This window comes from Streptomyces sp. SBT349, from assembly GCF_001083795.1.
GTDB lineage: Bacteria > Actinomycetota > Actinomycetes > Streptomycetales > Streptomycetaceae > Streptomyces.
The window spans coordinates 1-11,257 of the sequence record NZ_LAVK01000260.1 but is presented as its reverse complement, the minus strand read 5'-3'; the positions used below and the strand labels follow the sequence as shown (position 1 = coordinate 11,257).

At 73.2% G+C, this 11,257-nt stretch carries 9 protein-coding genes; 5 read left to right on the top strand and 4 right to left on the bottom strand.

All coding sequences use genetic code 11. The features are described 5' to 3' along the window. Positions 1-8: 8 nt before the first annotated feature. A complete protein-coding gene (gene speB / locus ADY01_RS25980) occupies positions 9-1,301 on the bottom strand; it encodes an agmatinase (protein WP_078900607.1) in 1,293 nt (430 codons plus the stop codon). 395 nt (positions 1,302-1,696) lie between these two features. Here speB and ADY01_RS25975 point away from each other — a divergent pair, with 395 nt between their 5' ends. Then, entirely contained in the window at positions 1,697-2,725 is a 1,029-nt protein-coding gene (locus tag ADY01_RS25975) for a LacI family DNA-binding transcriptional regulator (RefSeq protein ID WP_159001435.1), read from the top strand. 18 nt (positions 2,726-2,743) lie between these two features. Here the strand turns inward: ADY01_RS25975 and ADY01_RS25970 are convergent, their stop codons facing one another. Together ADY01_RS25970 and ADY01_RS25965 are read right to left on the bottom strand one after the other, a co-directional pair. Further along, positions 2,744-3,460 (bottom strand): class I SAM-dependent methyltransferase, encoded by a 717-nt coding sequence (locus tag ADY01_RS25970; RefSeq protein ID WP_063784359.1) that lies wholly within the window; start codon positions 3,458-3,460, stop codon positions 2,744-2,746. A gap of 71 nt (positions 3,461-3,531) precedes the next feature. Beyond that, positions 3,532-3,996 carry a MarR family winged helix-turn-helix transcriptional regulator gene (locus ADY01_RS25965; RefSeq protein ID WP_049578361.1) on the bottom strand — a complete coding sequence of 155 codons (465 nt, stop codon included), beginning with the start codon at positions 3,994-3,996 and terminating at the stop codon, positions 3,532-3,534. A gap of 132 nt (positions 3,997-4,128) precedes the next feature. Here ADY01_RS25965 and ADY01_RS25960 point away from each other — a divergent pair, with 132 nt between their 5' ends. Continuing rightward, positions 4,129-5,601, top strand: coding sequence for an MFS transporter (locus tag ADY01_RS25960; RefSeq protein ID WP_049578356.1), 1,473 nt, complete (start codon positions 4,129-4,131; stop codon positions 5,599-5,601). Positions 5,602-5,644: 43 nt separating this feature from the next. Here ADY01_RS25960 and ADY01_RS39350 read toward each other — a convergent pair whose 3' ends face one another. Further along, positions 5,645-6,019 (bottom strand): hypothetical protein, encoded by a 375-nt coding sequence (locus ADY01_RS39350; RefSeq protein ID WP_159001433.1) that lies wholly within the window; start codon positions 6,017-6,019, stop codon positions 5,645-5,647. Between the two features lie 96 nt (positions 6,020-6,115). Between ADY01_RS39350 and ADY01_RS25955 the strand changes: the two genes are divergently transcribed. The 3 genes from ADY01_RS25955 to ADY01_RS25950 all read left to right on the top strand — a co-directional run. Continuing rightward, positions 6,116-9,013: an ATP-binding protein gene (locus tag ADY01_RS25955; protein ID WP_049578354.1), complete on the top strand. Its 2,898-nt coding sequence runs from the start codon at positions 6,116-6,118 to the stop codon at positions 9,011-9,013. Between the two features lie 45 nt (positions 9,014-9,058). Beyond that, on the top strand, positions 9,059-9,523 hold the full coding sequence (locus ADY01_RS41655; protein ID WP_324613298.1) for a DUF5988 family protein: 465 nt from the start codon (positions 9,059-9,061) through the stop codon (positions 9,521-9,523). Between the two features lie 192 nt (positions 9,524-9,715). Beyond that, positions 9,716-11,257, top strand: a 1,542-nt coding sequence (locus ADY01_RS25950; protein ID WP_199826306.1) for a polyketide synthase, incomplete at its 3' end; no start/stop codon positions are given.

The following is an 11,257-nucleotide window of genomic DNA, read 5'->3' as shown; positions in this document are numbered from 1 at the left end:
GGGCCGGGCTAGGCGTCGCGCAGCGGGCGGGAGCGGCCGGGGCCGACCGCGTCCGGGTGCAGGTAGTCGGGGTCGGTGAGGCCCTTGCGGCGCATGGCGATGCCGGTCAGCGCCTCCCGCACGGCCCGGTTCGCCAGCAGGGCGGTGATCTCGCCGCGGTCGTCGTAGGGCGGGCTGACCTCGACGATGTCCATGCCGACGATGCCGACCTCGGCGCACAGCCGGCGCACGGCGGTGAGCACGTCGATGCTGGTGAGGCCGCCCGGTTCCGGGGTGCCCGTGCCCGGGGCGTAGGCGGGGTCCGCCACGTCGATGTCGAGCGAGATGTACAGGTGGTCGGCCTGGTCGAGCGCCTCGTCCACCGCCCGTTCGAGCACCGTGGCGAAGCCGTCGCGGTTGATCTCCGCCATGAAGTGGGTGCGCATCCGGCGCTCCGACATCCAGTCGATGATCTCCTGGTCGGGCCAGTAGCCGCGCAGTCCCACCTGCACGAAGTTCCTGCCGGGAACGGCGCCGCTCTCGATCAGCTTGCGCATGGGGGTGCCGTGGCTGGCGAGGGTGCCGGGGCTGTCCGGGCCGGTGTCGGCGTGCGCGTCGAAGTGGACGATGCCGACCTTGCCGTAGCCGTAGTGGTCGGCGAGGGCGGTGGCCGAGGGCCAGGTCGTGGCGTGGTCCCCGCCCAGGACCACGGGGATGGCGCCCGAGTCCACGATCGTTCCGACGAACTTGCGGATGCCCTCGAAGGTGGCCCAGGTGTTGCCGACCTTGATGGGGGCGTCGCCGTAGTCGCAGACGTTGAGGACCTCCAGGGCGTCCACGCGCACGTCGAGCGAGTAGTGGGCCCTGCCGTAGCCGCCCTTGTAGTCGCAGCTCCGGATGGCGAGGGGGCCGTGGTTGGTGCCGCTGCGGCCGGTCGCGGTGGCGTCCCAGGGGACGCCGCAGATCGCCACGTCCATCTCGCCCGCGACCAGGTCCTCGGGGGTGAGGCAGACGGGGAGCTTGGCGAACGTCTGGATCCCGGCGAAGCCGCCCTCGCCCTTGCGGTTGACGAAGATCGGGCCCGGCGCGCGGCCCACGTTGAAGTCGTCGACCGCACCGTGTCCCTCAAGTCCCTTGCCCAGCCGGGGCGGTTGCTCCCAGAAGCCCTCCCCGAAGTCGTGATGGTGGTGGTGATGCTCCCCGGCGCCGGCGCCGGTGTCGGCGCCGGCGGAGTGGCCGGGGTGCTCGGCGTGTTCGGAGGGGCTGGAAGGGCTGGAGGGGTCAGGGGTGGCCGGGACAGGGGTGTTCTCGTTCTCAGACATCGACCCTCGAATCAGCGATGTCCACGGACATCGGCGGGGCAAGGACGGCAGGGCGTGGCCGGTCTCGGCGACGGCGCCCGGTGCCTGTCGGCCCGGCCGAATCGAACGTCGTTGTCCTCCGGAGCGACCAGCCGGTCGCCGTCCCTCGGCACGCACGAGAAGGTAAGAAGTGCCGAATCGATTCGTCAATGGCCAGGAGGGGTCCGGCGGCACCTGTTTACACACTGGCGTCACCCGCCGTACCGGGGAGCGCCGCCCGACTCGCGCCGGAAGCGCGCGCGTAACATGCCGTCGCTCCGCTCCGCGTGGGCCGCCTCCGGGCACCGCGGCCCGCCGTTCGCGAGCGCCGCCCCGGCGGCCGGGGCGGCGTGCCGCCCGCTCGTATGATGTGCCGCATGAGGCGCCAGACAGTCACGCTGAAGGACGTCGCCCGTGCCGCCCAGGTGTCTCTGAGTACCGCGTCCGAGGCGCTCTCCGGGACCGGTCGCATGACGGAGGCCACCCGGGAGGCCGTCCTCCGGGCGGCGGCGGCGCTCCAGTACCGGCCCAACGCCGTGGCCCGCGGCCTGCGTACGGGACTCGTCCAGTCCATCGGCCTCCACCACCTGCACGCGGGGGACCGCTTCGCGTCCCACTACTTCAGGGAGTTCGTCACCGGCGCCCTGGAGGGCAGCCAGGCCGGCGACTACGACCTCACGCTGCTGTCGAGCAATCCGCAGGTCCCGCGCAACCGCGTGCCGCGGGTCGACGGCGTGATCATCGCCGATCCCATCGGCGACGACCTGCGCGCCGCCGAACTGCTCGCCTCGGGGCTGCCGGTGGTGGCGGGCGAGCACCCGCCCCCGGGCATGCCCGCGTTCCCCGTGGTCGCCGCCGACCACGAGGCCGCCCTGCGCCGCATCCTGGACCACGCCCTGGCGCAGGGGATCACCCGGCCCGCCTTCATCGGGCCCGACGCGAACAGCGGCTGGGGCGTGCTGCTGCGCGGCGCCTTCCTGGCCTGGTGCGAGGAGAACGGGCTGCCGGGCGTCACCCGCGAGAGCCGTTTCGGGAACCTGGACACGGCCGAACACGAGGCGCAGGTAGGGGAGTTGCTGACGGCGGAGCCCTCGGTCGACCTGCTGGTGATGTCCTCGGAGCCCCTCGCGCTCGGCGCCCTGGCCGCGCTGCGGGACCGCGGCCTGGTGCCGTGCGCCGACATCCTGCTCGCGTGCTGCGGCGACGGTCCCATGCTCTCGGTCACCGACCCCACCATCACCGGCGTGGACATGCACCCCCGCGCCCTCGGCCGCGCCTGCGCGGAGCTGCTGATCCGGGTGATCGAGAACGAGGGGGAGACTCCCGAGCGCCGGACGCTTCTCCCCGCGGAGATCCACTGGCGCCGCTCCACCACCCGCGCACGCGACGGCCACCCCGCCGTGTGAGCGGTCGCCGGACGGGCCCTAGCGGCGGCGGCAGTGGTACGCGGCGTGGGTCGGGCGGGGAAAGGAGCGGGAGACGATGTCGAACCCGGCCCGGTGCAGCATGCCCTCGATGATCCAGGCGTACGTGGAGAACTCGTCCCGGACGTGGGTCTCGAAGTCGGCCCTGGTGAAGCCCTCGCCCTCCGGGCGGCCCGCGGTGTCGATCCACCGCCGCAGGTGCCCGTCCGCCGCGGACGGCTCGAAGCTGAAGATGACGTCCCACAGGTAGAACGTTCCGCCGGGGCGGAGCATGGCCGCCGCGTTGAGCAGCGCCCGCTGCTTCCAGAAGTCCGGGAGCTGGTGCAGGGCCGACGCGGTGGTGACCACGTCGGCGAGCGGGCCGCGGTGGACGTGGTCGAGGAAGCCCGCGTGGTGCCAGTGCGGCGCGACACCGTACCGCTCGGCCCGCGCGCGGGCGAAGGCGAGCATCTCCTCGGAGACATCCACGCCGTGGGCGTCGGCGCCGCGCCGCGCGGCCTGGACGACCAACGAGCCGGTGCCGCACGCCAGATCGACCAGGCGGGTGCCCTCCGCGACGCCCAGGCGGTCGAGCAGCGCGTCGTCGGCGCCGGGGTCGGTGCCCTGGTTGCGGTCGTAGGCGGCGACGGCGGCACCGCTGCCCAGGTCGACGCCGACGGGGGCGTACTCGGGGAAGTACCAGGGGGGCCGGGGGCGTTCGGTGTCGCTTCGCTGCATGTCCCCTTTGTAGGCCCGTGACCGCCCCCGTGACAACGGCACCCCCGTGCCCGGGAGGCGCGGGAGGGGGCTCAGGTCCCCCTGGGCCAGGGCTCGCCGTCCTGGGCCTCGACCGTCGCGTTGAACCGCGCGAGCACCTCGGCGAGGGTGCTCAGCTCGGCCGCCGACCAGTGGTCCAGCAGGCCGCCGAGGCCCCTGACCCGCTCCTCACGGTCCAGGCGCAGCCGCCGCAGCCCCTCCTCGGTGACGCGGAGCTTGCGGGCCATCCCGCCCTCGGGGTCGGGGATCCGCTCCAGCAGTCCGGCCCGCAGCACGGCCCCGGTCTGCCGGTTCACGGTCGAGCAGTCCAGGCCGAACGCGTCGGCGAGCTGCCCGATGGACATCGGGCCCTGCGTCTCCAGGCGGCTCAGCAGCAGATAGGCGCTGCGCTCCAGGCGCAGGTCGAGCTCGCCCGGTCGGCACCGCCCCGCGCCCATGGCCGTGTGGCGTCCGAGAAGCATCAACTCGCGCTCGATGCGGCTCAGATCCTTGCGCATCCCGACCTCCGACTTTCGGAACAGCATCAAACGATGGTCTGGCCATAGGTAAGTCCACTGATATGTGTATCGTACATACCGTGTGCATGGTGCACATCGCCCGTGCCTCGACCTCTTCCGAGCGGAGAACGCATGACCACCCTGCCGTCCGTGCCGCGCAGCGGTGCCATCGTGGGCGTGCTCGCCGGCGCGGGCATCGTCACCGCCCTGATGCAGGCCCTCGTGATCCCGCTGACCCCCGAGCTGCCGGCCCTTCTGGACACCTCCGCGGCCAACGCCTCCTGGGTGGTGACCGTCACCCTGCTCGCGGGCGCCGTCGCCACCCCGGTCGTGGGCCGCCTGGGCGACCTCTACGGCAAGCGCCGCATGCTGCTGGTCTGCCTGGCGCTGCTGATATCCGGCTCGGTGATCTGTGCCCTCTCGACGACCCTCGCCCCGGTGATCGCCGGCCGCGCCCTCCAGGGCATGAGCATGGGCATCATCCCGCTGGGCATCAGCATCATGCGCGACGTGATGCCCGCCGACCGGCTCGGCTCCGCGATGGCCCTGATGAGCAGTTCGCTGGGGATCGGCGGCGCGCTCGGCCTGCCCGCCGCCGCGGCCGTGGCCCAGAACACCGACTGGCACGTGCTGTTCTGGGGCTCCGCCGTCCTCGGCCTGATCGCCGGCCTGCTGGTGCTGCGCACCGTTCCCGAGTCCCCGGTCCGTTCCGGCGGCGGCTTCGACACCGTGGGAGCGGTCGTGCTCTCCCTGGGCCTCGTGGTGCTGCTGCTGCCGATATCCAAGGGCGGCGACTGGGGCTGGGGGAGCGGGACCACCCTCGGCCTGTTCGCCGCCGCCGCGCTGGTGCTCCCGCTGTGGGGGGTGTGGGAGCTGCGTGTCCCCGCGCCCCTGGTCAACCTCCGGTCCAGCGCCCGCCGTCAGGTGCTGGTGACCAACCTCGCCTCCGTCATGGTCGGCCTCGCGATGTTCGCGATGATGCTGGTCCCGATGCAGCTGCTCCAGCTGCCCGCGGGCACCGGGTACGGCCTCGGCCAGTCGATGGTCGCCGCGGGCCTGTGGCTCGCCCCCTCGGGGCTGGTGATGATGGCCGTCGCGCCGCTCGGGGCCCGGCTGTCCGCCGCCCGAGGCCCCAAGGTCTCGCTGCTCACCGGCACCCTGATCATCGCCTTCGGCTACGCGACCGCGCTCGGCCTGACGGGCTCCGTCTGGGGCGTGCTGGTCTTCACCTGCGTCATCAGCGGCGGCATCGCCCTCGCCTACGCCGCCATGCCCGCGCTGATCATGGCTGCCGTGCCGCCCACCGAGACGGCCGCCGCGAACGGCCTCAACACCCTCATGCGGTCCATCGGCACCTCCACCTCCAGCGCCGTCGTCGGGGTGCTCCTCGCCAACATGACCACCTCGTTCGGCGGCGTCCCGCTGCCCTCGGAGGAGGGCTTCCGCACCGTGCTGGTCTTCGGCGGCGTCGCCTCCCTGCTCGCCTGCCTGGTCATCCTGGCCATCCCCGGCCGCGACCCGGCCGCCGCCGTTCCGCCGGCCGCGGCGCCGGTCGCCCACCAGCCCGCGGCGGTGAAACCCGCCGCCCCTGACGCGGCCCTGTGACGCCACTCCCCACGCACGCCACTCCCCACGCACGTCTCCCCGGTCACCGGGGAAGAACGAACACCACGCCGCCGACCGGGCGCGCCCCGTTCCGTGCGAAGCCGTAAGCGCTTCCGCTAAGCGGAATATCACGGAGATCGCGGGCTGTCGTCTCCTCGTCACCGCCTTTGCGACCGGAGAAGACAGAGGGGACTTCCCCTGCCGAGTCGACTTGGGTAGCCTGAGTCGAGCTTTGCCCTGCTGTGCCGCTGTTGACCGCAGCGGTTTGACCCGGGGCTTTGTTACGTGAAAATGTGCTGGATGTTAACAGGTTGATTCGGGGGATAGTCATCTCTATCACGGCGCTTTTCTCTTCTCTGTCATCGTCGATTGCCCAGGTGAATTCTTGCGCGTCCGCGTGTGAAAGGAATTCACTCATTCCGCGGGGATCGGCACACTTTCCTTCTCCACTGCGTACAACGTCCTTGGTTCCGGCGTCGAGGAAGTCGGCCGGCCCCGAAGGGACGGGTGCGCCGTGCTGACACACACCGACCCGGCCATACGGCTCGACGGTTCGTCCCTGATCGGGCGCGACGAGGAACTGCGGTTCCTGGAGGAGACGCTGCGGTCCCTGAGGGCCGGAGTCGGCGGCTTCGTCCTGATCGAGGGGCCCTTCGGCTCGGGGAAGAGCGCGCTGCTCCGAGCCCTCAGGGGCGGCGCCGCGAGCGCCGGGTTCACCGTGCTCCGGGCCCGGGGCAGCGAGCTGGAGACCGGTCATTCCTACGGTCTGGCACGGCAGTTCATGGACCGATGGCTCGCCTCCCCGGACCCCGGGCCGCCGAACCCGGCGCTGTCCGCCTCCGCGCACCTGCTGGCGCCGTTCTTCGAGCGCCACGAAGGGGCCCGGCAGGAGGCGCCGGACAGCCGGCGCGACGAGCAGGTCCACCACGGCCTGCTGCGGCTGCTGGCGGACGTCGCCGACCAGCGCCCGCTCGTGCTCCTGCTGGACGACCTGCACCTGGCGGACTCCGCCTCGCTGCGCCTCCTCGGGGACCTGGGACGCCGCCTCGCCGGTCACCCCATCCTCTGCTGCGCCACCGCCCCCCTCCCCGCGCGGCCGGGCGCCGGGCGAGACGTCGGCGGCGCCAGGGTGCGGGCCCTGCTCGCTCCCGTGGTGCCGCACTCCCTCACCCTCGGCCCCCTGAGCGAGAGCGGCGTGGGCGCGTACCTGTCCACCGCCGTACCGGGCTGGCTTCCCCCGGCGTCCGTGCGCGCCGTCCACGAGGCGACCGCCGGCAGCCCCTTCTTCCTGAGCGAGCTCGTCGGCGAACTCACCACCACCCGGTACCGCGGGGCCGCCGACCCCGCCCGGATCACGGGCATCGGCCCGCGCACCGTGGCACGTGGCGTGTTGCGGTGGATCCACCATTTACCGCGGCAGCGTGTGAGCAGCGCCCTGGCCTGCGCCCACGCCCTGGCCGTGCTCGGCGTCGCGGACGGGGTCGAGCAGCTCGCCGGCGTCGCCGGCCTCGACCCCTCGGACGCCGCCGCGGCGGTCGACGCGCTGCGGGACGTCGGCGTCATCGACCAGGTCACGCCGACGCGCTTCACCGCCTCCATCGTCCGGAACGCCATCTACCACCACATGTCGCACGCACTCCGCTACCGCGCCCACTACACGGCGGCGCAGACCCTCGCCGACGAGGGCGCGCCACCCCAGCGGATCGCCGAGCACCTGCTGCACGTCCCGCCCTCCACGGACGGGCGCGCGGTCGAGATCCTGGTGGCGGCGGGTCGCACCGCCCTCAGGGACGGCGATCCCGCCCTCGCCCTGTCCCTGGTCCGCCGCGCGGCCAAGGAGAAGGTGCCGCCCCGCACGCTGCCCCTCCTGCTGGCCGTGCTGGGCGAGGCCGAGCACCGGACCGGGCAGCCCCATGCCGCCCGCCACCTGCGGGACGCCCTGGATCTGACCACCGATCCCGCCGACCGCGCCGCCCTCGCCCTCCTCCTCGGCGAGGCGCTCGCCGCGGCCTCCCGCTACGAGGAGGCGGCCGAGGTCTACCGCACGTCCCACGCCGAGGTGCACGGACACCATCCGGCCCTCGCCGGGCGGCTGTGCTCGGCGAGCAGCAGCCTGGACCACGACGTCCCCGACGGCTACGGGCTGGCCCCGGAGTTCGCCCTGGAGATCGGGACCGCCGTGCGCCCGGGCGGCGCCGAGCGCGCCGCGGGCGGCGCACGGGACCTGGCGCTGCACGCGACGCGGGCGCTCCTGGGAGGCGAGTCGGGGGACCGGGTCGCCGAGCTGGTGGACCAGGCCCTCACCCAGGACATCGCCATCCGCGACGCGGACGCCGACACCCGGGTGCCCTGGTTCCTCGCGTACTGCCTGTGCACCAGCGGCCGGCTCTCCGAGTCCGGGACGATCCTCGACAACGCCATCCAGCAGGCGGTGACCGTCGGCGCCGAGTCCCGCGACCTGCGGGCGCTGCGTTCCTTCGTGAACCTCAACCGCGGCATGCTCTCGGAGGCCAAGTCCGACGCCACCGCCACCCTGGAGGACGGCGCGGCGGGCGAGGGGCCGGCCATCGGGCGTCCCTTCGCCGTCCTCGCGCTGACGTGCCTGCTCCTGCTGCGCAACCAGCACGACGCCGCGGAGGCGGTCTTCGAGCAGCACGGCGGCTGGGACGAGTCGAGGCCGCGCCGCCTGGAGATACTTCCGCTGCTGATCGGCCGCAGGCACCTGCACACCGCCCGCGGCAACCACCGGTCCGCCGAGCGGGATGGCGAGGAGATCTTCGACCTGCTCCGGAAGGCGGGCAGCGCGTCCCCGGCCCTCAGCCCCGCTCCCGGCATGGTGGAGAACCTGATGTGCCTGGGGAAGAAGGAGAAGGCCCGCCGCCTGGCCGTCGACCACCTCGCCGTCGCACGCGCGTTCGGCTCCACCCGTGTCGTCGCCCGAGCGATGTACGCCTACGCCCGCACCTCCCAGGGGGGCGAGGCCATCGAGGCGCTGGAGGAGGCGGTCCGGCTCCTCGGGGACTCCGCCGCGGTCGTCGACCGGTGCGCCTGCCTGCTGCAACTGGGCGGCGTCCTGCGCCACGGCGGGCAGACGGCCGCGGCCAGGCGCCGGCTGCGGGAGGCGGACGAGATGGCGGAGAGCATCGGCGCCTCCTCGCTCACCCTGGTGGCCCGGCGCGCGCTGGGGGCGCTGGGGGTGCGCGTCCGCGACTCCGCCCGCCCCCACGGCTCGGGCCTCACCCCCCGGGAGTACCGGGTCTCCGTCCTCGCCGCCGAGGGCAAGCGGAATCATGAGATAGCCCGCATTCTGTTCGTCACGGTCAAGACGGTGGAATGGCACCTCAGCCAGGTCTACCGGAAGCTGCGCATCGACTCGCGGAACGAACTCAGCAGGGTTCTCAGCCTGGGCTGACCACCGAAAGGCCCGCCTGCGCGGCCCGGTGCCAGGACTGGGGTGATGGCCGGGGGACGCCCCCGAGTCGCCTATGGTCCGGGCCGCGCAGAATGGCGGTGCGGGCGACGCGCAACCGCGCTGACAAATGACCCACCCCGCGCCGCGGCCCGGATAGTCCGATCTCCGCGGCGCCGGGTCGCCGGTCGCGTCGTCGGCGTGCCGACTTCGCCCCGCCGCGTTCATCCCGGGCACGGCGACATGCGAAGTCCCGCGCCCGCCCTTCACATCAACGAAAGCCGGAGTGTGAACCGTATGGCGCCCTGTGAGCCCAATGTCATCCTGCGTGGCGGACCGGTCCAGGTGACCGGCGAGAATGGCATGCGATATCACGCGAATGTGAACGAAAAAATAAAGATATCCGTCGGAAACGCATACGAGCACTATCTCCCCACCCCGGAGACCACGGAGCACGGGGGAGTCAGGCTCAGAGTGTTCCAGTGGAGCCGGCGCACCTACATCGCCGAGTGAGACGGTCCCCGGGCGCGGGCGCGGGCGCGGGCGCGGGCGCGGGCGCCGGGCCGTAGCGGCTGGGGTCGGGTCCGGGGAGTGGCACCGGGGCGCTCCGCGCACGGGCGGACAGAGAATCGGGTGGCGGTCCCAGCGTCGCGCCACCGGTGTGAACGGCATGAACAACGCAGTGACAAAGCGGGAGTTCCGAACATGACGGTCCAGAAGTCGAAGGTGTCCGCAGCCTCGGGACGTTCCGGCACCGCGGCCGTCCCCGGTGGGCCCGCCCCGGAGGACCGTGGCCCGATCGCGGTGGTCGGCCTCGCCTGCCGCCTGCCGGGGGCCCCCGCCCCCGCGGACTTCTGGCGCGTGCTGCGGGACGGCGAGGACCGCGTCGGGCCGCCACCGGAGAGCCGCCGCACCGCCCCCGGAGGCACGGACCTCGGCTCCGCCCCGGCCGGCTACCTGGACCGCGTCGACACCTTCGACGCCGCGTTCTTCGGGATCGCCCCGCGCGAGGCCCAGGCCATGGACCCGCAGCAGCGCCTGATCCTGGAGCTCTCCTGGGAGGCGCTTGAGCACGCGGGCATCGTCCCGGCCGCTCTGAAGGACTCCAGCACCGCCGTGTTCGCCTCGTCGATGTGGGACGACTACGCCGAACTGTCCGTCCTGCGCGGCGCCGAGGCGCTCGGCCCCCACGCCTTCACCGGCACCCGCCGCGCGATGCTGGCCAACCGCGTCTCCTACACGCTCGGACTGACCGGGCCGAGCCTCACCGTCGACACCGGGCAGTCCTCCTCCCTGGTGGCCGTGCACCTGGCCTGCGAGAGCCTGCGGCGCGGCGAGGCCACCGCGGCCCTCGTCGGCGGCGTCAACCTCATCCTCGGCCCCGGCTCCGCCGCCACCTCCGCGGGAATGGGCGCGCTGTCCCCGAGCGGGCGCTGCCACACCTTCGACGCCCGGGCCGACGGCTACGTCCGCGGCGAGGGCGGCGCGGTGCTCGTCCTCAAGCCCCTGGCGCGGGCCCTGGCGGACGGCGACACCGTGCACTGCGTGATCCGCGGCAGCGCCGTCAACAACGACGGTGGCGGCGACAGCCTGGGGGCGCCCCGTCGCCGGGCCCAGGAGGACGTGCTGCGTCTCGCCCACGAGCGCGCCGGTACCGCCCCGGAGACGGTGCAGTACGTCGAACTGCACGGCACCGGCACCCCGGTCGGCGACCCGGTCGAGGCCGCCGCCCTCGGCGCCGTGCTCGGCGCCGCCCGCCCCGCCGGGGATCCGCTGCGGGTCGGCTCGGTGAAGACCAACGTGGGCCACCTGGAGAGCGCCGCCGGCATCGTCGGCCTGCTCAAGGTCATCCTCAGCATCGGCGGCGGCGAACTCCCGCCGAGCCTGCACTACGCCGAGGCCAACCCGGGGATCCCCCTGGACACGCTCAACCTGCGGGTGCAGACCGAGCGTTGCCCCTGGCCCGAGCGCGAGGTGACGCCGCTGGCCGGGGTGTCCTCCTTCGGCCTCGGCGGCACCAACTGCCACGTCGTCGTCGGCGGCTTCGAGCGGAACGAGGAGCCGCGTCCCGAGTCCCCCGAACCGAAGCTCGTGGCCTGGCCGTTGTCGGGTGTGAGTGAGGGTGCGGTGCGGGAGGGTGCGGTGCGGTTGGGTGGGTTTGTTGGTGGGTCGGGTGTGGGTGTGGGTGATGTGGGGTGGTCGTTGGCGGTGTCGCGGTCGGGTTTCCGGCATCGTGCGGTGGTGGTG